18 protein-coding genes are annotated in these 20,560 nt (G+C 40.3%); 15 read left to right on the forward strand and 3 right to left on the reverse strand.

The window, feature by feature from the left end:
• The first annotated feature begins 22 nt into the window (after positions 1-22).
• Both AC4D4A_RS13985 and AC4D4A_RS13990 read left to right on the forward strand, forming a co-directional pair.
• Complete coding sequence (locus AC4D4A_RS13985) at positions 23-592, forward strand: VTT domain-containing protein (protein WP_066108799.1); 570 nt, start codon at positions 23-25, stop codon at positions 590-592.
• Between the two features lie 279 nt (positions 593-871).
• Complete coding sequence (locus tag AC4D4A_RS13990; protein WP_490996463.1) at positions 872-1,960, forward strand: M42 family metallopeptidase; 1,089 nt, start codon at positions 872-874, stop codon at positions 1,958-1,960.
• 48 nt (positions 1,961-2,008) lie between these two features.
• Here AC4D4A_RS13990 and sspI read toward each other — a convergent pair whose 3' ends face one another.
• Positions 2,009-2,218 carry a small acid-soluble spore protein SspI gene (sspI, locus tag AC4D4A_RS13995; protein WP_066108794.1) on the reverse strand — a complete coding sequence of 70 codons (210 nt, stop codon included), beginning with the start codon at positions 2,216-2,218 and terminating at the stop codon, positions 2,009-2,011.
• 128 nt (positions 2,219-2,346) lie between these two features.
• Between sspI and AC4D4A_RS14000 the strand changes: the two genes are divergently transcribed.
• The 3 genes from AC4D4A_RS14000 (at position 2,347) to pheT (ending at position 6,933) form a co-directional block, all read left to right on the forward strand.
• Entirely contained in the window at positions 2,347-3,078 is a 732-nt protein-coding gene (locus AC4D4A_RS14000) for a TrmH family RNA methyltransferase (RefSeq protein ID WP_490996536.1), read from the forward strand.
• Positions 3,079-3,459: 381 nt separating this feature from the next.
• Positions 3,460-4,497, forward strand: coding sequence for a phenylalanine--tRNA ligase subunit alpha (gene pheS, locus AC4D4A_RS14005; RefSeq protein ID WP_490996464.1), 1,038 nt, complete (start codon positions 3,460-3,462; stop codon positions 4,495-4,497).
• A gap of 21 nt (positions 4,498-4,518) precedes the next feature.
• The gene (gene pheT, locus AC4D4A_RS14010) at positions 4,519-6,933 is read left to right on the forward strand and encodes a phenylalanine--tRNA ligase subunit beta (protein ID WP_490996465.1); all 2,415 of its coding nucleotides are present in this window, start codon (positions 4,519-4,521) and stop codon (positions 6,931-6,933) included.
• A gap of 495 nt (positions 6,934-7,428) precedes the next feature.
• Here the strand turns inward: pheT and AC4D4A_RS14015 are convergent, their stop codons facing one another.
• Positions 7,429-8,049, reverse strand: coding sequence for a hypothetical protein (locus AC4D4A_RS14015; protein ID WP_490996466.1), 621 nt, complete (start codon positions 8,047-8,049; stop codon positions 7,429-7,431).
• 349 nt (positions 8,050-8,398) lie between these two features.
• Positions 8,399-9,358 (reverse strand): ribonuclease HIII, encoded by a 960-nt coding sequence (gene rnhC, locus AC4D4A_RS14020; protein WP_490996467.1) that lies wholly within the window; start codon positions 9,356-9,358, stop codon positions 8,399-8,401.
• 155 nt (positions 9,359-9,513) lie between these two features.
• On the opposite strand from rnhC, the gene zapA reads away from it, so the two are divergent.
• The 10 genes from zapA to trxA all read left to right on the forward strand — a co-directional run bounded on the left by zapA (position 9,514) and on the right by trxA (position 20,556).
• Positions 9,514-9,783, forward strand: a complete 270-nt coding sequence (gene zapA, locus AC4D4A_RS14025) for a cell division protein ZapA (protein ID WP_490996468.1) — start codon at positions 9,514-9,516, stop codon at positions 9,781-9,783.
• Positions 9,784-9,790: 7 nt separating this feature from the next.
• Positions 9,791-10,333, forward strand: coding sequence for a CvpA family protein (locus AC4D4A_RS14030; RefSeq protein ID WP_490996469.1), 543 nt, complete (start codon positions 9,791-9,793; stop codon positions 10,331-10,333).
• Positions 10,334-10,439: 106 nt separating this feature from the next.
• Complete coding sequence (gene polX / locus AC4D4A_RS14035) at positions 10,440-12,155, forward strand: DNA polymerase/3'-5' exonuclease PolX (protein ID WP_490996470.1); 1,716 nt, start codon at positions 10,440-10,442, stop codon at positions 12,153-12,155.
• A gap of 27 nt (positions 12,156-12,182) precedes the next feature.
• Positions 12,183-14,540, forward strand: coding sequence for an endonuclease MutS2 (locus tag AC4D4A_RS14040; RefSeq protein ID WP_490996471.1), 2,358 nt, complete (start codon positions 12,183-12,185; stop codon positions 14,538-14,540).
• A gap of 352 nt (positions 14,541-14,892) precedes the next feature.
• Positions 14,893-16,596 carry a long-chain-fatty-acid--CoA ligase gene (locus AC4D4A_RS14045; RefSeq protein ID WP_490996472.1) on the forward strand — a complete coding sequence of 568 codons (1,704 nt, stop codon included), beginning with the start codon at positions 14,893-14,895 and terminating at the stop codon, positions 16,594-16,596.
• A 127-nt stretch (positions 16,597-16,723) separates the two neighbouring features.
• Positions 16,724-17,305 (forward strand): fatty acid metabolism transcriptional regulator FadR, encoded by a 582-nt coding sequence (gene fadR, locus AC4D4A_RS14050; protein WP_490996473.1) that lies wholly within the window; start codon positions 16,724-16,726, stop codon positions 17,303-17,305.
• Positions 17,306-17,341: 36 nt separating this feature from the next.
• On the forward strand, positions 17,342-18,115 hold the full coding sequence (locus tag AC4D4A_RS14055) for an enoyl-CoA hydratase (RefSeq protein WP_490996474.1): 774 nt from the start codon (positions 17,342-17,344) through the stop codon (positions 18,113-18,115).
• A 126-nt stretch (positions 18,116-18,241) separates the two neighbouring features.
• The gene (locus AC4D4A_RS14060; protein WP_490996475.1) at positions 18,242-19,015 is read left to right on the forward strand and encodes an electron transfer flavoprotein subunit beta/FixA family protein; all 774 of its coding nucleotides are present in this window, start codon (positions 18,242-18,244) and stop codon (positions 19,013-19,015) included.
• Positions 19,016-19,081: 66 nt separating this feature from the next.
• Positions 19,082-20,059 carry an electron transfer flavoprotein subunit alpha/FixB family protein gene (locus AC4D4A_RS14065; RefSeq protein ID WP_490996476.1) on the forward strand — a complete coding sequence of 326 codons (978 nt, stop codon included), beginning with the start codon at positions 19,082-19,084 and terminating at the stop codon, positions 20,057-20,059.
• A gap of 182 nt (positions 20,060-20,241) precedes the next feature.
• Positions 20,242-20,556 (forward strand): thioredoxin, encoded by a 315-nt coding sequence (gene trxA, locus AC4D4A_RS14070; protein ID WP_490996477.1) that lies wholly within the window; start codon positions 20,242-20,244, stop codon positions 20,554-20,556.
• The last annotated feature ends 4 nt before the right edge of the window (positions 20,557-20,560 follow it).

Below are 20,560 nucleotides of genomic sequence, written 5' to 3' on the forward strand. Positions count from 1 at the left end.
AAAGGCAAAATGGGGTGTGAGTATGGATTATGATTTTACCATGTTGCTCGCTTTTATTGAGGCAGGTGGTTTTTGGTCACCTCTTGTCTTTGTGGTTTTCCATATAGTAAGGCAATATATTTTTATTCCGGTAGCTGTTGTTTGTATGGCGGGCGGGATTATGTTTGGTGCTGTATTCGGCACATTATTATCTTTATTAGGTCTCTGGCTATCATCGATTATTTTTTACTTTATGATTATTAAAATGCCGAAATTACAGCATAAGCTTGAAAAGTTAGATGAGCGTACATTGAAGTTCGGAGGAAGAATAAATGTAAAGCAGGCGAGTATCCTAAGGCTTATTCCGTTTATACATTTCCATCTCCTGAATTTTTATTTAATCGGCAACAGCAAAACCTTTACGGATTACGCAAAAGCCGTTTTTTGGTCCAATATTCCCTTAGCATTTTTTTATACGGTATTTGGACATTCGATTGCAAAGTTTTCTCCAACGATGATGCTGATTATCATTTCAGCGTTGATTATCTTGCTCTTTTTCCTTCGAGAAAAGAAGGTCATTATTAAGTGGAGTCAGTTTTTTGGTCATACTTAACATTAGTCTGTTAAACTTATTTGTATAGATAAGTTTTGCAGGCTTTTTTAGATGGTTAATAGAATGAAGTTCTATTCAGTTTACTGAAGACCGGTTGGGAGACAGGAGGAGTGGCCATATTTAATGGAATGAACCAGTTCCATGGTCAGACTATATTAGAAGTGAATATTAACGGAAGTCTTCCGGCTGATTTATAATGGTCTTTCGATTATTTGATAGTAAAGGGAAATAATACATATACTATAAAGAATGATATACATAGTTAAGGAGGCTCTTTTTATGAAACATCTAGATGATACGCTTTCTATGCTGAAGGAGCTAACAGATGTTAATGGCATTGCAGGTAATGAAGGAGAACCAAGAAAGGTTATGAGAAGGCTAATTGAGCCATATGCTGATAGCCTTTCATTTGATGGAATCGGGAGTTTGATTGCTGAGAAAACAGGAGAAGAAAAAGGACCGCGCATTATGATTGCCGGACACCTTGATGAAGTGGGTTTTATGGTTACCCGGATTGATGACAAAGGCTTCCTCTTTTTTCAAACGATTGGTGGCTGGTGGTCACAGGTTATGCTTTCTCAGCGTGTTACAATAACTACTTCGGGGGGCGAGCAAATTACGGGATTAATCGGATCTTCACCGCCTCATATCCTTACTCCGGAAGCGAGAAAGAAACCGGCAGATGTCAAAAATATGTTCATTGATATCGGAGCCACAAGCCGGGATGAAGTACTTGAATGGGGAATTCGTCCAGGAGATATGGTGACACCGTACTCCGAATTTACGGTACTTAAAAACGAAAAAATGTTAATGGCCAAAGCATGGGATAACCGAATTGGATGTGCGGTGGCAATAGAGGTATTAAAACGCCTGAAAGATGAAAACCATCCGAATACCGTATTCAGCGTAGGAACTGTTCAGGAAGAGGTTGGGCTGCGCGGCGCTAAAACAGCGGCTAATTATGTACAGCCTGATATTGCGATTGCTGTAGATGTTGGAGTGGCAATTGATACACCGGGATTATCTGAAAAGGACGGTTTAACAAAAGCGGGAGACGGTCCGGGACTGGTGTTATATGATGCAAGCCTGGTGACTCATAAAGGCTTGAGGGACTTTATTGTCGGTGTGGCAGAAGAAATGAATATACCGTATCAATTTGATCATATACCTGGCGGCGGAACAGATGCCGGATCATTCCATGTCAGCGGTACGGGTGTACCTTCTATCGCGATTACGATTCCAACTCGTTATATCCATTCTAATGCGGGGATATTAAATCGTGATGATTATGAAAATACGGTTAACCTTATTGTAGAATTGGTTAAACGTCTGAACCGGGAAACGGTGGATAAGATTACGTTTGATTGAATGCAAAATAAAAACGATGATGGAGAATAACTCCGTCATCGTTCTTTGTTATTTGCTGAGTGCACTTTCTAAAAGATGGAGCATCTCGTCCTTTTCGCTTTCAGAGGCTTTTTGCCAAATAAGCTCAAATAATACACCAAGGCCCGGCAGCATTTTTTCTTCACCGCTTTGGATGGCATCTACAATAGTGGCTTCCAGTTCATCCTGAGTATTGCCTGTTACATTATGGATAATGGCATTTCTAAGATTTAAATTCATGGATATTCCCTCCAATTTTGGTCTCATACTTAGTTTTGCTTTTCTTTCCTTTTTCTATGTATTAAATTTGGGATATAATGAAAGAACGTTTGATAAGAGGGTGACTTATATTGAAATATATTGAATCAATGCAAAATGCACGTGTAAAGCAATGGAAGAAGCTTTTGACAAAGAAGGACAGGGATAAAAGCGGTCTTTTCCTAGTGGAAGGTTTTCATTTAGTAGAGGAAGCTCTTATGCATGGATTAGTGGAAGAACTGATTGTGAAGGAAGGTACTGATTTACCTTTAAAGTGGGAGCTTGAAGGCATTGATCTGTTTACCGTACATAAAGACATTTTTAAAGCAATCGCGGATACTGACACACCACAGGGAGTTGCAGCGGCTTGCAGGAAGCCGACTTTCCCTGGGTTAGGAGCGGACATTTCAACTGTATTATTAATTGATCGTGTGCAGGATCCAGGGAATATCGGAACCATGATACGTACAGCAGATGCTGCGGGCTTTGATGCCGTTATACTCGGGGACGGGTGCGCAGATGCATACAGTCCAAAGGTAGTTCGCTCCACACAGGGAAGCCTGTTTCATATCCCAATTTTTAAAGGTAGCCTAGAGACTTGGGTGGAGAAATTAAAACAGTCAGGTTTGAAGGTTTATGGAACTGCCTTGCAGGGAGCAAAGCCTTATAAAGAGATAAGTAAAGCAGATCGGTTCGCTATACTTGTCGGCAATGAAGGCAACGGCGTCAGCAAAGAACTGCTAGAACAAACAGATCAAAATGTGTATATTCCTATATACGGAAAAAGTGAATCATTAAATGTGGCAGTAGCTGCCGGCATTTTGATGTATGGCCTTAAATAAAGAGCAAATGAACGTTTGAAACTCGGGGCAATATAGATTATAATGAGTAAATAAAATTGGATGATGAAAAGCATAGATGGGGACTAAGTAGCTGTTTGACCGCCTTACAGGAAAAAAACGCCTGAGACTGAGAGCGTTTTTATGGAAAAAGGCAAACAAGTGAATTCACCCCCGGAGCTGCAACCGGGACCACAGACAAAACGTTTGTGTAAAGGTTAGCCGGCAGAAATGTCGTTATTGAATGAAGCGAGCGAGCCTATAATGAATAGGACGCTAACAAGGGTGGTACCGCGATGATAACCTCGTCCCTTTTTGGGGACGGGGTTTTTTGTTGTTTTCATTTATTGGTTTTCATCAAAAATCAAATAGGAGGATTTAATTATGCAAGAGAAATTACAAGCATTGCAGCAGGAAGCCTTGGAAAAAGTACAGATTGCTGTTGACCTCAAAGGCTTGAATGATGTCCGTGTTGCGTACCTTGGCAAAAAAGGACCTATCACCGAGGTATTGAGAGGAATGGGCAGTCTTTCAGCAGAAGAACGTCCAAAGGTAGGGGCACTTGCCAATGAAGTAAGAGGAGCGATCGCATCTGCAATTGAAGAAAAGCAGCACGCATTAGAGGAAGAAGCTGTTAATCAAAAATTGGCAAAGGAAAAAATTGACGTCACTCTTCCTGGAGCTCCTGTTAATAAAGGGAATCACCATCCTTTAACAAAAATTCAAGAACAATTAGAAGACCTATTCCTTGGAATGGGCTACACAGTGGCTGAAGGTCCGGAAGTGGAACAGGATTATTATAATTTCGAAGCATTGAATCTTCCTAAGAGCCATCCTGCCCGTGATATGCAGGATTCCTTCTACATTACCGAGGAAATCTTAATGCGTACTCATACATCCCCTGTACAAGCTCGTACAATGGAAAAGCATGAAGGCAAGGGACCGGTTAAAATTATCTGTCCTGGTAAAGTATATCGCCGTGATAATGACGATGCCACACACTCTCACCAATTTATGCAAATTGAAGGTCTTGTGGTGGATGAGAACATTACAATGGCTGACTTAAATGGAACTCTTGAAGTATTTGCGAAAAAATTCTTTGGTGAAGATCGTGAAATTCGCCTTCGTCCAAGCTTTTTCCCATTCACAGAGCCTTCAGTTGAAATGGATATTTCCTGTAAAATTTGTGGTGGAAAAGGCTGTTCAGTATGTAAACAAACAGGTTGGATCGAAATTCTGGGCGGAGGTATGGTTCACCCGAATGTACTTGAGATGGCAGGATTTGATTCCAAGAAGTACACTGGATTTGCATTTGGTATGGGTGTTGAAAGGATTGCCATGCTGAAATACGGTGTTGACGATATCCGTCATTTCTATACAAATGATGTACGTTTCGGAAGCCAGTTTCATCGTCACGAGTAAGAATTAGAGGGAGGAAATAAGATGTTTGTATCATATAGATGGTTACAGGATTATGTTGATTTAGATGGAATCAATGCTAATGAGTTGGCAGAAAAAATTACAAGAAGCGGAATCGAAGTAGAAGGTGTAGAATCTCCTGCTGAGGTGATCCAAAACGTGGTAATCGGACATGTACTTGAAAAAGTACAGCATCCGAATGCTGATAAATTAAGTGTTTGTAAAGTAGATATCGGTGAAGAAGAGCCCGTTCAAATCGTGTGCGGTGCACCGAATGTGGCAGCAGGACAAAAAGTTCCTGTCGCAAAAGTAGGAGCTGTTTTACCAGGGAATTTCAAAATCAAAAAGAGTAAGCTGCGCGGAGAAGCATCCCACGGCATGATCTGTTCCCTACAGGAATTGGGCATTGAAGCCAAAGTAGTGGCAAAAGAATTTAGTACAGGTATTTTTGTATTCCCTGAAGATGTAGTTCCTGGCACAAATGCGCTTGAACAACTGGGACTGGATGATCATATTCTTGAGCTTGGATTAACACCAAACCGTTCTGATTGCTTAAGTATGCTTGGTGTTGCTTATGAAGTAGCTGCAATTTTGGGTAAAGAAGTTAAATTACCAGAAGTAACTGTAAAAGCAGGCACGGAGAAAGCGGAAGACTATGTAAGCATAAAAGTGGAGGCACCTGAGCAAAATCCTCTTTATATCGCGAAAATCATTAAAGATGTAAAAGTCGGTCCATCTCCATTATGGCTGCAAAGCCGATTAATGAAGAGCGGAATCCGTCCGCATAATAATGTGGTCGACATTACGAATTTTATTTTACTTGAATATGGTCAGCCATTACATGCGTTCGATTATGATCGTTTACAATCTAAAGAAATTGTCGTTCGTATGGCGCATGAAGGTGAAAAGCTCACTACATTGGATGAAGCTGAACGTACGCTTAGCGATGATCATTTAGTCATTACAAATGGCAAAGAAGCTATTGCACTTGCTGGTGTGATGGGAGGAGCCAACTCTGAGGTTATTGATGGAACAACAACTGTATTACTGGAAGCAGCCTATTTTGCAGGCGGTCCTGTCCGCAAAGCCTCCAAAGATTTTGGTCTTCGTTCAGAAGCAAGCGCCCGCTTTGAAAAAGGTGTAGATCCAAATCGTGTTCGTGCTGCTGGAGAGCGTGCGGCAGAATTAATCGCAGAGCTTGCAGGCGGTACAGTGCTTGAAGGTCAAGCAGAATTTAATGAGATGAAGATTGAAGAAGCCGTAATCAGTATTGGTCTTGGAAAAATCAATAAAGTATTGGGTACGTTATTATCTGTGAACGAAGTGAAGGATATTCTAACGCGCCTTCAATTTGAAGTGAATGTAGATGGAGAAGACTTTGTTATTACGGTACCGACACGCCGTGGAGATATTACGATTCCTGAAGATATTATTGAAGAAGTAGCAAGACTTTACGGATACGATAATATTCCAAAAACATTGCCGGTTGGTGCTTCTAAGCCTGGTGTACTAACTCCTTACCAAATGAAGCGTCGAGTTGTACGCCGTTATCTAGAAGAAGCCGGTTTAATGCAAAACATCACCTATTCTCTAACATCTGCTGAAAAAGCAGCACTGTATGCATTAGAGCAACGTGAAAGCATTCGTTTGGCAATGCCGATGAGTGAAGAAAGAAGCACTCTTCGTATGAGCCTGATTCCTGGCTTGCTGGATGTGTTAAAGCATAATGTAGCTCGTCAAAATGAAAATATGGCTGTTTATGAAACAGGCGCTATTTTCCTTAAAACTTCTGATACAGAGCTTCCAGAAGAAAAAGAGCATCTTGCTGGTGCTGTAACGGGTCTATGGAACACGAACCTATGGCAGGGAGAGAAGAAGAAAGTAGATTTCTTCGTTGTAAAAGGAATCCTTGAAGGCTTATTCCGCAAGCTTGGCGTAGAAAACCGCATCGAGTGGAAACAAGCGATCGTTGAAGGTATGCATCCAGGACGCACAGCTGAATTGTTCTTAGATGGAGAATTAATTGGTTTCGTAGGTCAAGTTCATCCGAAAGTTGAAAAGAAAGAAGACTTAAAAGAAACCTATGTATTTGAATTGTCTCTAGTCGATCTTTTACATGTAGACCAAGAACCAATTCAATATACAGCTATTCCAAGATTCCCTTCTATTACACGTGATATTGCATTGGTTGTGGATTCTGAAGCAGTAGCGGGAGAAATCAGCACGATTATCAAAGAAGCTGGCGGCAAACTATTAAAAGAAGTTCACTTATTCGACTTATACGAAGGAGAAAGAATGGAAGAAGGCAAAAAATCATTAGCTTTCTCCCTAAAATACTTCGACCCTGAAAAAACACTAACAGACGAAGAAGTAACCAAAGCCCACAGCAAAGTCCTAATGGCAGTAGAAGAAAAAGCTGGAGCGCAGCTGAGAGGCTAGAAAAGCTGAAACGGCTCGCCCAGAAGTGAGGAGCATAAGACAGGGGCTCGAAAGGAGGCGTTCTTCCCTCCTGCAGAGACCATGCTTATGTCCTGAGCTTCTAGCCGTTGAAGCTGGATCCACCGAAAAGCTGAAACAACTGAAAAAGGAACGAAGACTAAAAGCGCCACGTCGTGTGGCAACGTCTTCATGACCTACATCCTGTAGGCCCGCGAGGAGCATAAGACAGAGGCTCGGAAGGAGGTGTTCCTCCTCCTGTAGAGGCTATGCTTATGTCCCGAGCTTTTAGCCACTGAAGCTAGATCTAACAAAAAGCTGAAACGACTGAAAAAGGAACAAAGACTAAGACCGCCACGTCGTGTGGCAACGTCAATTGATTGAGGGAGTGGTGGAAGCCATCTCCCTTATCTGGCTAATTTAATGAAAAAAAGATTGCTGTAAATAGCAATCTTTTTTTTATGTATGATTTAAAGTAACTAACTTGTCAATGTATGTTTATGATAGTTTCTCTTTAATTTGTTTGAATTCTTCTCTTAATTTCGTACTATATTCGTCGATTTTTTCTCGTCTTTCTTTTGAGCGCTGTTCTTTCATTCTGGCTTTTGCTTCGTGTTCTAATTCCTTTTGTACCTTACGTGCATGATCTAGTTCTTCCTGAATAACGCTAGCGCGGTATCTAACGATTACCGTATCAAATTGATTAATGATCTCATTATAGGATGCTTGTGATTCTTCTTGTATAACAGATATAAGAGCTATATCTCCGTCTTTCATTTTTGTAGAAACCGTATAAAGCATACCGTCCTCTTCCTTGGCATCACTCATATCTAATAAAGAACCAAAGCCGGCGCCTATCCCCATTCCCAAAAGGATACCTATAGGACCGCCAAGTAACCCAAGCGCTCCTCCGATAAGTCCGCCCAATAAAGTGTCATCACTTGTTTGACTGCCTGTGTTGAAGCCATCCTTTGTGATAATTTCCCCATCAACTTTTTTTAGTATAACTGCTTGTGAGAGGACAAAATCTTTCTGGGATGTATGAGTTCTTTTTAGCTCAGATAAAGCCTGATATGCTTCGCTTTCAACCTTGAAAAAACTTAACACAACATTTTCCATTCTCGTTTTACCTCATCTCTTCGAAAAAATTCCGATTAATTTATTCCCTTCAGAAAATGCGGTAAACTGGTAAGTTTTTCATTGCATTTAAACATCATTTTAATTGGCTGAGGATAGCGGCTGGATTTAGGGGTAGTTTGGCTGGATTCAAATCAAACTTGGCTGGATTATTACCAAGATTGACTGAATTCCTTCTAAATTCGGCCGGATTTTGAATAAAGTCGGCTTGATTCTCGTAAATACAACCCTCGAGGCCCTGTTAAACGGAGAGTCTTGTTAAACAACGACTTTACTCCATAATAAAAACACTCAGACCAGATGCTTTTATGCTCCCAGACTGAGTGTTTGATTATAATCCAATTCGTTTTACGAGCTTGCGTGCCTTTTCTGTATTGGCGAAGTGAAGCTTGGCATAGGCGTTTAATTCACTTTCTCCTTTTTTAGCGATAAAGACAGCGGCAGCTTCATCCACTTTTGAACTGGCTCCTTTAGGGATCGTCATCCCTGCCTGTTCGCTGAGTAGGTCCATATGTTTTAAGAATGCGTAGCGGGCAATGACGGAAGCAGCTGCTACAGCTGTGGATATACTTTCAGCTTTTGTGCTGAAATACAAAGGAACTTCACGATTTCCGTTCGTGGCGGTATGGCGAAAATAAATATCAGGTTCACAAAATTGGTCTATGAGAATTCCATCTGGTTTGGTTCCTTCCAATTTGGCCAGTAAATGATGAATGGCTTGTTCATGCAGCAAGGCTTTCATTTTACCCTGGCTCATTCCTTTTTGCTGAAGGCTATTGTATTTTTCGTTTTTCAGGACAAGCAGACTGTACGGGATCATGGCTGTAATCTTTTTGCCAAGAGTTAATATTTGCGGATCGCGAATCGTTTTAGAGTCCCGTATGCCCATATTTTCAAGTTCCCGAATATGTTCCTTGCTGACATAAGCAGCCGCAACTGTTATGGGTCCGAAGTAATCGCCAGTTCCCGCTTCATCTGTACCAATGATACTCAACTCATTGATTGTATGGGGAGGACGATAGATATGGTCGGATACACTTCTTTTTTTGATCGGTGATTTTTTTTGAGGGGCAGCAGCATTGACTGATCCGCTACTCCATTTTTGAACTTCTGCATCTGAGACGGCTCCCTGGAACAATACTTTTCCAGAATTATAGGCCGTAATCGTCATCCCGTTCATTTTCGCTGAGAAAACAGCTCCGGGTGGTGTTTTAGGCAATACAGAATTTAGATAATGGGATTTCATTTTTAAAATCGTTTCTTTTGTTACAGTAATAACAGTATTCGCCATTTTTCTACTCTACTCCTCTTTACGCCAAATTCCCGTCCTCTTGTTGATAGGACGGAAATTGGTATATATGATATTTTGCGATTTGATAGTAGTTTTTATCTAGGAATACCAAGAAATTGGTTTTCATGTTATGATAGTAGACAGGATTTTTATGATTGGAGGCAACCGCCTTGTCTAATAAAAACAGGATAAACGTTGAGATATATGGACAACAATACACCATTGTAGGCGATGAATCAACTTCTCATTTACGACAAGTTGCCCACTCGGTGGATGATAAAATGCGCGAAATTGGTCAAAAAAACCCGAGTCTGGATACGACTAAATTAGCTGTATTAACTGCGGTTAATACGATGCACGAATACTATAAATTATTAGAAAAGATAGAAGCCTTGGAAATAGAAATAAATCAACAGAAGAAATGAGGATATTATGGTTACACTATTTATATTAGTAGCTTTACTCATAGGATTTTTAATAGGTTTAAGAAGAGGCTTAATCTTGCAGCTTGTTCACTTGTTAAGTTTTATTATTGCCTTGATTGTAGCTAAATTATTTTATAAAGACCTCGGTCCTAAGCTTGAAATGTGGGTTCCTTTTCCATCATCAGCGGATACAGACTCAAGCCTTAATATGCTGTTTAATATAACAGACTTGGATTCTGCTTTTTATAATGCAATTGCATTCTTTATTATTTTTGTTGGTGTAAAAATTGTTCTGCAAATTATTGGATCCATGCTGGATTTTCTTGCGCAGCTGCCGCTTTTGAAACAATTTAATCAATTGGCTGGCGGAGCTTTGGGATTTGTAGAAATGTATTTGGGTATGTTTATTATCCTATTTATTGGTGCTATGCTACCCATTGAGTCACTGCAGGAAATGATACATAACTCATCCTTAGCGAAAATAATCATTATGAACACCCCATTTTTATCTGATTGGGTGACAAATTTGTGGTTCCATCCATTTTCATGACTTCCTCTTCCAATAGGGAAGTCATTCTTTTTTAGTATCCGAATCAGCTTGTATATAATGAAGGATAAAGGTATCTAATAAATGAAATTACGGGTAGGTGGCAGGAATGAGCGTAAATAAAAAAGATGTCATTAAACTATTGGAAACAATAGCTATATATATGGAATTAAAGGGAGAAAATCAATTTAAGGTATCTGCCTTTCGCAAAGCTGCACAGGCACTTGAAGTAGATGAACGCAGCCTGTCGGAGATTGATGATTTCACCAAGCTGAGCGGGATCGGCAAAGGAACGGCAGCTGTCATAAATGAATATATCGAAACAGAATCATCAGAGGTCCTTAAAGAATTGCAGGAGGAAGTACCGAAGGGGTTAATTCCTCTTCTTCGCTTACAAGGACTCGGTGGGAAAAAGATTGCCAAGCTATACAAAGAATTAAATATTACGAATGCGGAAGAGCTGCAGAAAGCGTGTGAAGAAGGGAAAGTCAGTAAACTTGCCGGCTTTGGCAAAAAGTCTGAAGAAAACATACTTGATGCCATCAAAGCAATGGGGACAAAACCGGATCGTCTACCTCTTGCTGTTATGCTGCCGATTGTGGAAGACATTGAGGCAAAACTGCAGGCAATGGAAGATGTTATTCGCTTTTCAAGAGCTGGCAGTGTAAGGCGCGGACGTGAAACGATAAAAGACCTTGATTTTATCATAGCTACTGACAATCCCTTGAGTGTCAAAGAACAAATCTTAGGGTTAACCAATATTGATCATATCGTTGCAGCCGGTGATACAAAAGTGTCTCTTGCTTTAGCCTATGATTATGAAATAGCAGTAGATTTCAGGATGGTAAAGCCAGCTGAGTTTGCAACGGCCTTACACTATTTTACTGGATCTAAGGATCATAATGTCCGACTGCGTCAATTGGCTAAGGACCGCGGTGAAAAGGTTAGTGAATATGGCGTAGAAAATTTAGAAACCGGTGAAGTGAAAACATTTGAGAGCGAAGAAGATCTATATAGCCATTTTGGTCTGCCGTATATTCCACCGGAAATTAGGCAGGATGGTACTGAAATCGATAAATATCAAGCTGATTACGGTTTAATTTCCTTGGAGGATATTAAAGGTGATCTTCATATGCATACAACCTGGAGTGACGGGTCCCATACGTTAAGAGAAATGGTAGAAGCCTGCCGTGCCAAGGGGTATCGCTATATGGCCATAACCGATCATTCTCAATATTTAAAAGTGGCAAACGGACTGACACCGGAAAGAGTTTTAAAACAGAAAGAAGAAATCAGGAAGTTAAATAAGGAATATGATGACATCATGATCCTGTCCGGTATCGAAATGGACATCCTTCCCGATGGCACACTTGATTTTGATGATGAAATTCTAGAACAATTAGACATTGTTATTGCTTCTATTCATTCCTCCTTCTCACAACCGCAGGAAGTGATTATGGAGCGTTTGAAAACAGCATTGACCAATAAACATGTCGATATTATCGCACATCCAACTGGGCGGGTTATTGGGCGAAGAGACGGTTACGCAGTGGATATGGATTTATTGATTCAGCTTGCAAAAGAAACTAATACGGCATTAGAGTTGAACGCCAATCCAAATCGTCTCGATTTAGCAGCGGAAAATGTTAAAAAAGCTCAGGATGCAGGAGTTAAAATCGTTATTAATACAGATGCTCACAGCATTGATATGCTGGAGAATATGGACGTAGGTGTGTCAAACGCCAAGCGTGGCTGGATCACGAAAGAGACTGTATTAAACGCCCAAAATGAGGACGATTTTTTAGCTTTCCTCAATAGAGACTAACAGAAAAAGTAAGGAGGATTTTTCTCCATGCAAGACAAAGTATTAAAAACACTCGAGTTTACAAAAATCATTGCACAATTGCAAAAACATGCTTCTTCCAGTCTGGGAAAAAGCTTAAGTGAACAGTTAATGCCTAATACCGATTTGGAAGAGGTTAAACGTACTCAATATGAAACAGACGAGGCTGCAACCGTATATCGCTTAAAGGGCAATGTGCCTCTTGGAGGGATATTTGATATTCGCTCCCATATAAAACGGGCTCGGATTGGTGGTGTTCTCAGTCCTGTTGAATTGATGGAAGCATCAAGTACGCTAAGAGCAGGCAGGACTATACGCAGATTTTTGGAGGATATGCAGGAAAATGAAATCGAACTTCCTATTCTCTATGACTATAAAGATCAATTAGTGAATCTGAGTGATCTGGAAAAAGACATCAATATGGCAATTGGGGACCATGGTGAGGTTCTGGACTCTGCCAGTGATACGCTCCGGACGTTGCGTCAGCAATTGCGCACGAATGAAGCAAGAGTTAGAGAAAAGCTCGAAAGTATGATTCGTTCAAGCAATGCTGCCAAAATGTTATCAGATACGATTGTGACCATACGAAATGATCGTTTTGTCATTCCTGTAAAGCAGGAGTACAGAAGTCATTATGGCGGTATTATTCACGATCAATCTGCATCAGGGCAAACTTTGTTTATTGAGCCGCAGTCTATTGTTCAATTGAATAATACATTACAGGATATTCGCGTAAAAGAAAGCAGGGAAGTGGAACGTATTCTGACTGCACTTTCCAATGCTGTAGGCGAGTATGCAGATGATATTCTACTGAATGTCTCTATTTTGGCTAAGCTCGATTTTGCCTTTGCAAAAGCAAAATATGCAAAAGCTATTCATGCATCTATGCCGATTATGAATGATCAGGGAATCATTAAGCTTAAGAAGGCAAGACATCCGCTTATTCCAAAAGAAGAGGTTGTTGCCAACGACATCCTTCTTGGAGAGACCTACGGGACGATGGTCATTACAGGACCGAATACAGGTGGTAAAACTGTTACATTAAAAACAGTCGGTCTTTGTACATTAATGGCTATGGCAGGTTTGCAGGTACCGGCAATGGATGGTTCAGAATTAGCCGTTTTTAAATCTGTCTATGCAGATATCGGGGACGAACAATCGATTGAGCAAAGCTTGAGTACATTTTCATCTCACATGGTGAACATAGTAGAAATCCTTGAAACATTGGACTTCGAGTCACTCGTCCTATTTGATGAGCTTGGAGCTGGTACGGACCCTCAGGAAGGGGCTGCGCTAGCGATTTCAATCCTGGATGAAGCACATTCACGCGGGGCTAAGGTTATTGCGACGACTCATTATCCTGAGCTGAAGGCCTATGGATACAATAAAGAAGGCGTCATGAATGCGAGTGTGGAATTTGATGTAGAAACACTCAGTCCTACGTATCGACTGCTTATCGGCGTGCCTGGTCGAAGTAATGCGTTTGAAATCTCTACGAAGCTGGGTTTAAATGAACGGATTATTCGTAACGCTCGTGGAATGATTGGAGCGGATTCCAATAAGGTTGAAAACATGATTGCATCTTTGGAAACTTCACGAAAGGAAGCTGAAAAAGACTGGCAAGAAGCGGAAGAATATTTGAAGGATGCTGAAATCCTTCATCAAGATTTGCAAAAACAATTAATGGAGTACGAGGATAAAAAAGATACGCTAATCGAAAAAGCCAAGCAGGAAGCAAGGCAACTCGTAGAAAAGGCTCAAAAAGAAGCGGAGGAAATTATCCGCGAGCTAAGACAGATGCGAATCGAAAAAAGTGCTGAAGTCAAAGAGCATGAATTGATAGAGGCGAAGAGAAGGCTTAATGAAGCAAAACCTGAGGAATCTAAAAAAATAAGAAAAGCCGCTGTATCGTCAGCCAAAAGGACGCTTAAGCCTGGCGATGAAGTTAAGGTTCTCACTTGGGGACAAATTGGTCAATTAATAGAAAAGGTATCCGACCATGAGTGGAATGTTCAAATGGGAATCATGAAAATGAAAGTGGATGAGAAAGATCTCGAATTTAAGAAAAGTCCAAAGCCAGTCGAGACGAAAACAATCACCAAGATTAAAGGTAAAAATTTTCATGTTAATCTAGAGCTTGATCTCCGTGGTGAGCGTTACGAAAATGCGTTGTCTAGAGTGGAGAAATATATTGATGATGCCTTGCTTGCCGGTTATCCGCGTGTTTCCATAATACATGGGAAAGGAACAGGGGCGCTGAGACAGGGAGTCAGAGAGTATTTAAAAAATCATCGTTCAGTGAAATCAATGAGGTTTGGGGAAGCCTCTGAAGGTGGAATTGGCGTGACGATTGTAGAATTGAAATAAGGGAGTACACAGGAGGAAACCATGGAAACATTGGGGAAGATTTTGTTGGTGGTATCTGCTTTATTTATCGTAGTCGGGATCATATATATGGCTTTTTACGCGTGAGTGAAAGAGTTTAAATGGTGGGGGGTCCCGCTGTTTAGGCTCTTTTTTTTATCCTACCGGCAAGTCAAGTACACATAAAAGCAAAAGAGTGATTATTGGATAGTCAGGACTTCAAAAATAATTAATTAGGAGTTTAGTACTAGAAAATTCAAATAAAGTTAACAGAATATTAGTAAAATATTGTCACATAAAATTCATTATACTATAATTAACTAGGAGAAATAGCTTTTTAAGGGAGGTTTTTACAATGTTGGAAGAAAAACCATGGTTAAAGCATTATCCAGAAGAAACCCCGAAAAGCATCGAGTATGGACATAATTTAATACAGGATTATTTAAAACAGTCTGCTTACAAATACCCAACTAAAAACGCCATTCATTTTATGGGAACATCAATTACGTATAAGAAACTGTATGAGTATGCACTGCAATTTGCCCATTATTTGAAAAAGCTGGGCATTGAAAAGGGTGACCGAGTAGCTATTATGCTACCAAATTCGCCACAGGGAGTCATTGGTTATTATGGATCATTGATAGCAGGTGCTATAGTGGTTCAGACGAATCCTTTGTATATGGAAAGAGAAATTGAATACCAAATGCAGGATTCAGGTGCCAAAGTTATCCTAACTTTAGATATTTTGTTCCCCCGTGTCATGAGTGTCATGAAAAAAACAGATTTACAGCATATCATCGTTGCTCCCATCAAAGATTTTTTACCTTTTCCAAAGAACTTAATTTATCCATTTATCCAAAAAAAGCAATATGGCATTGTCGTCAATGTTGAGCATAAAGGCAATCATCACCTCATGTCTGAAATCCTAAAAACATCACCGAAAACCGAGATCGAGTATGAAGGCAACCCGGAAGAGGACCTTGCCTTGCTGCAATATACGGGTGGAACAACTGGTTTCCCTAAGGGAGTTATGCTGACACATAATAACCTGGTAGCCAATACAAAAATGTGTGATGCCTGGCTCTATAAATATAAAGAAGCAGAAGAAAAAGTTCTTGCAATATTGCCTTTTTTCCATGTCTATGGGATGACGACGGTTCTAATCCTTTCCGTCATGAAAGGACATGAGATGATTATATTGCCAAAGTTTGATGCGGTTACGACCTTGAAGACTATACAGAAACAAAAACCAACTCTATTTCCAGGAGCTCCAACCATGTATATTGGCTTATTGAATCATCCGGATATTTCAAAGTATGATTTATCATCTATTGATGCCTGTATAAGTGGTTCAGCAGCACTCCCAGTGGAGGTTCAGGAGAAATTTGAAAAACTCACTGGTGGTAAGTTGGTTGAGGGCTACGGTTTGACAGAAACATCACCGGTAACTCATGCTAATCTTTTATGGAGTGACAAGCGTGTGAAGGGAAGTATTGGTTTGCCATGGCCAAGTACGGAAGCAGCAATTCTATCCTCTGAAACCTTAGAGCCATTACCTCCAGGTGAGGTTGGCGAGATGGCAATAAAGGGGCCGCAAGTTATGAGGGGATATTGGAATCGTCCGGAGGAAACAGAAAGCGCTTTCTCTGGTGACTGGTTATTAACGGGAGATATGGGCTATATGGATGAAGAAGGATACTTCTACATCGTGGATCGTAAAAAAGATATCATTATTGCGGGTGGGTTCAATATTTATCCGAGGGAAATTGAAGAGGTATTGTATGAGCATGAGGCTGTTCAGGAAGCCGTTGTGGCAGGTGTGCCAGACCCGTATCGCGGAGAAACCGTCAAAGCATACGTAGTATTGAAAGATCATGCAAAAGTGACTGAGCAGGAATTAAATGAGTTCTGCCGTAAGCACTTAGCTGCCTTTAAAGTACCTCGTCTATATGAATTCCGTGATGAGCTTCCGAAAACCGCGATTGGTAAGATTCTACGACGTGTATTGGTTGATGAAGAGAAACAAAAACAACAGACGATTGATAAAAGAGAGGCTTAATGGATTCCAAAGAACGCTCTTGCAAATCAATTCGATTAAAAGGGATTTAGCTTGACTTTATTATTTTTCCCCTCTAATATGAAATTATGAATGACTATTCATTCATTTTAGAGGAGGAAGAATGATAATGAAAAAAGACCGCCCAAAATACAAACAGATTATTGATGCAGCCGTGATTGTTATTGCGGAAAACGGCTACCATCAAGCACAAGTCTCCAAGATAGCAAAGCAGGCGGGTGTAGCAGATGGTACGATTTATTTGTATTTCAAAAATAAAGAAGATATTTTGATTTCCATGTTCCAGGATAAACTGGGAAGTTTCATATCCAGTATTGAAGAAGAGATGGAACGGGTATCCAGTGCAACTGAAAAAATGCTGGTGCTGGTGCGCAAACATTTTGAGATTCTTTCTGAGGATAAGCATTTGGCTATCGTTACACAGTTGGAATTACGGCAATCCAATAAAGAGATACGTTATAAAATTAATGATGTTCTTAAAGGATATTTAAAGCTTGTTGATTCCATTTTAGTTACAGGAATTGAACAAGGTGAATTCCAAGATAATCTGGATGTTCGTCTGGCTCGTCATATGGTATTTGGTACACTGGATGAAATCGTTACAACTTGGGTGATGAACGAGCAAAAATATGATCTTAATAAGCAAGCTGAACCAGTTCATCATTTGATTATCAAAGGATTGGGTGCTTGAATGAGATAACCATGATACAAAAAAGGGGTAATACAGATGAAGACATTACGAGTATATGAGGAGAATCAGGTGGCCTATGTCTCTATAAATAGGCCACCGGCTAACGCACTGGCTTCTGATCTTCTTGAAGATTTATCCGCCATGTTTGATTCGATTGAAGAAAACGAAGATGTTCGGGTTGTTGTCCTATATGGAGAGGGAAAATTTTTCTCAGCGGGTGCAGATATTAAAGAATTCACGACAGTTACATCCGAAGAAGATTTTTCTACTCTGTCTAAAAGAGGCCAGGATTTATTTGAAAGGATTGAACAGTTCAAAAAACCGGTCATAGCTGCTATTCACGGTGCTGCATTGGGAGGTGGACTTGAGCTCGCTATGTCTTGCCATCTGCGATATGTAACTGAAAGAGCTAAGCTTGGATTGCCAGAGCTGCAGCTGGGTCTTATTCCTGGTTTTGCTGGCACTCAAAGGCTCACTCGTTATGTGGGAGCAGCCAAAGCTGCAGAGATGATGTTCACATCTGAACCTATTTCTGGTTTCGAGGCTGTTGAAGCAGGACTTGCGAACAAAGTCTTCAAGGATGAAGAGTTAATGGATGCCGTAAAAGAGATTGCCGGTAAAATTGCAGGAAAAAGCCCAATTGCACTTGAGAAAGCCATCCACCTTATTAACTACTCTAAGCATGAACAATATTACAAAGGAGTAGATGAGGAAGCTATCCAATTTGGCAAAATCTTTGTCACTGAAGATGCTAAAGAGGGGATTCATGCATTTTTAGAAAAACGTTTGCCGATTTTTAAAGGAAAATAGACGGTCAATAGCGAATCATTTTGTGAGTAACCTCTTCTCTTTGAGTGGGAGCTTCAGAGAGTAGGAGTTATATATATTTAGTTTTCTAAATCTTCAAAATTAATACGAACTATAGGAGGGCAATACATGAATATCTATGTTTTGCTAAAAAGGACATTTGATACAGAGGAGAAAATTTCATTATCAAACGGCCGTATTCAAGAAGATGGCGCTGAGTTTATCATTAACCCGTACGATGAGTATGCAGTGGAGGAAGCTATCCAGGTGCGTGATGCACAGGGCGGCGAAGTGACTGTTGTGACAGTCGGCGGAGAAGATGCAGAGAAAGAGCTAAGAACTGCACTTGCAATGGGAGCTGATAAGGCAATTCTTATAAATATTGAAGATGATGTGGAAGATGGAGACCAATATACAACTTCTAAAATATTAGCAGAGTATTTAAAAGAACAAGAAGTTGATTTGATTATTGGAGGGAATGTGGCTATTGATGGAGGTTCCGGTCAGGTAGGACCGCGTGTAGCCGGTTTACTCGATATCCCTTATGTAACTACTGTTACTAAACTTGAAATTAACGGCGAAAATGTAACCGTTACCAGAGATGTTGAAGGGGATTCTGAGATTATTGAAACTTCTCTGCCTTTATTAATTACGGCCCAACAAGGCTTGAACGAGCCGCGTTATCCATCCTTACCAGGGATTATGAAAGCGAAGAAAAAGCCGCTTGAGGAATTGGAACTGGATGACCTTGATCTTGAAGAAGATGATGTAGAAGCTAAAACGAAGAGTATTGAAATTTATCTGCCTCCTAAGAAAGATGCCGGTAAAGTTTTACAAGGGGAAATTCCTGACCAAGTAAAGGAACTGGTTAATCTACTTCGTACGGAAGCAAAGGTAATTTAATTTAAATAAACGGTGATAGTGATAGATAGCAACGAACACAAAGGGAAAATAACGGGAGGTAAAATTATGTCTAGAAAGATTTTAGTTTTAGGTGAAACAAGAGAGTCTTCTCTTCGTAATGTATCCTTTGAAGCAATCGCTGCAGCTAAGACAGTTGCTGAGGGCGGAGAAGTTGTAGGTGTTATATTTGGAGAGTCTGTTACAGAGATTGGGAAGGAATTAATTCATTATGGAGCCGACCGTGTTATCGCTGTTGAGAATGAACAGCTAAAACAGTATTCATCAGACGGTTATACTCAAGCATTGTTAGCTGTGATTGATCAAGAATCTCCTGACGGACTTATTTTTGGCCATACTTCATTGGGAAAAGACCTGGCGCCGCGCGTTGCTGGTAAATTAAGTTCCGGTCTAATTTCAGATGCGATTGGTGTAGAAGAGGCAGGCGGAAATATCGTCTTCACACGTCCAATCTACTCTGGTAAAGCATTTGAAAAGAGAATTGTAACAGATGGACTAGTATTTGCTACAATTCGGCCAAATAATATTGATCCACTTGAGCATGATCCTTCCCGTACGGGGGATGTTTCAACTATATCTGTAGATATCAAAGATTTACGTACTGTTATTAAGGAAGTATTACGTAAAGCAACTGAGGGAGTTGACCTGTCAGAAGCTAAAGTAATTGTTGCCGGTGGACGGGGAGTAAAAAGCGAAGAAGGCTTTGAACCACTAAAAGAATTGGCCAACGTTCTGGGAGGTGCTGTTGGAGCATCTCGCGGAGCATGTGACGCCGAATACTGTGATTATTCTCTGCAAATTGGCCAAACAGGTAAGGTCGTGACACCGGATCTGTATATTGCTTGTGGTATTTCCGGAGCAATCCAGCATTTAGCCGGTATGTCTAACTCCAAAGTAATTGTAGCGATCAATAAAGATCCTGAGGCTAATATTTTTAAAGTAGCTGATTACGGGATTGTTGGCGATTTATTTGATGTAGTTCCTTTATTAACAGAAGAGTTCAAAAATCTTCTTGTAAAATCCTAAGTCCATATTTTGGGTAAACAGGGTGGCAAAAGCCATCCTGTTTTTAAACATAAAAGGTAAGTTGTATAAATCCATTTTTTTGAAATTCAGGATAATTAAGCAGGACAGTAGCCATCCTATATAGAACAGTGGTATACTCCACTTATAGTTTACTTAATGTAACCTACTAGGAGGTAATAAACATGGCAATTTCAAATGTATCAGATCAAACATTCGTAACAGAAACAGGCGAAGGCTTGGTTTTAGCTGATTTTTGGGCACCTTGGTGTGGACCTTGCAAAATGATCGCACCTGTTTTAGAAGAAATTGATGCTGAATTAGATGGCAAAGTTAAAATCGTTAAACTAGATGTAGACGAAAATCAAGAAACTGCTGTTAAATTTGGTGTCATGAGTATTCCTACACTTGTTCTGTTTAAAGATGGAGAAGTGGTAGATAAAGTAATCGGATTCCAACCGAAAGAAGCACTTGTTAACTTGATTTCCAAGCATTCTTAAGGTT

This window comes from Pradoshia sp. Z5_111 (assembly GCF_058267535.1).

Excerpts from the sequence above, each read along its gene's own strand:
- pheS (WP_490996464.1), top strand. The coding sequence starts at position 3,460 with ATGCAAGAGAAATTACAAGCATTGCAGCAGGAAGCCTTGGAAAAAGTA.
- AC4D4A_RS14065 (WP_490996476.1), top strand. The coding sequence starts at position 19,082 with ATGTCTAGAAAGATTTTAGTTTTAGGTGAAACAAGAGAGTCTTCTCTT.
- polX (WP_490996470.1), top strand. The coding sequence starts at position 10,440 with ATGAGCGTAAATAAAAAAGATGTCATTAAACTATTGGAAACAATAGCT.
- AC4D4A_RS13990 (WP_490996463.1), top strand. The coding sequence starts at position 872 with ATGAAACATCTAGATGATACGCTTTCTATGCTGAAGGAGCTAACAGAT.
- trxA (WP_490996477.1), top strand. The coding sequence starts at position 20,242 with ATGGCAATTTCAAATGTATCAGATCAAACATTCGTAACAGAAACAGGC.
- AC4D4A_RS14000 (WP_490996536.1), top strand. The coding sequence starts at position 2,347 with ATGCAAAATGCACGTGTAAAGCAATGGAAGAAGCTTTTGACAAAGAAG.
- AC4D4A_RS13985 (WP_066108799.1), top strand. The coding sequence starts at position 23 with ATGGATTATGATTTTACCATGTTGCTCGCTTTTATTGAGGCAGGTGGT.
- sspI (WP_066108794.1), bottom strand. The coding sequence starts at position 2,218 with ATGAATTTAAATCTTAGAAATGCCATTATCCATAATGTAACAGGCAAT.
- rnhC (WP_490996467.1), bottom strand. The coding sequence starts at position 9,358 with ATGGCGAATACTGTTATTACTGTAACAAAAGAAACGATTTTAAAAATG.
- AC4D4A_RS14060 (WP_490996475.1), top strand. The coding sequence starts at position 18,242 with ATGAATATCTATGTTTTGCTAAAAAGGACATTTGATACAGAGGAGAAA.
- AC4D4A_RS14045 (WP_490996472.1), top strand. The coding sequence starts at position 14,893 with ATGTTGGAAGAAAAACCATGGTTAAAGCATTATCCAGAAGAAACCCCG.
- AC4D4A_RS14030 (WP_490996469.1), top strand. The coding sequence starts at position 9,791 with ATGGTTACACTATTTATATTAGTAGCTTTACTCATAGGATTTTTAATA.
- AC4D4A_RS14015 (WP_490996466.1), bottom strand. The coding sequence starts at position 8,049 with ATGGAAAATGTTGTGTTAAGTTTTTTCAAGGTTGAAAGCGAAGCATAT.
- AC4D4A_RS14040 (WP_490996471.1), top strand. The coding sequence starts at position 12,183 with ATGCAAGACAAAGTATTAAAAACACTCGAGTTTACAAAAATCATTGCA.
- fadR (WP_490996473.1), top strand. The coding sequence starts at position 16,724 with ATGAAAAAAGACCGCCCAAAATACAAACAGATTATTGATGCAGCCGTG.
- pheT (WP_490996465.1), top strand. The coding sequence starts at position 4,519 with ATGTTTGTATCATATAGATGGTTACAGGATTATGTTGATTTAGATGGA.
- AC4D4A_RS14055 (WP_490996474.1), top strand. The coding sequence starts at position 17,342 with ATGAAGACATTACGAGTATATGAGGAGAATCAGGTGGCCTATGTCTCT.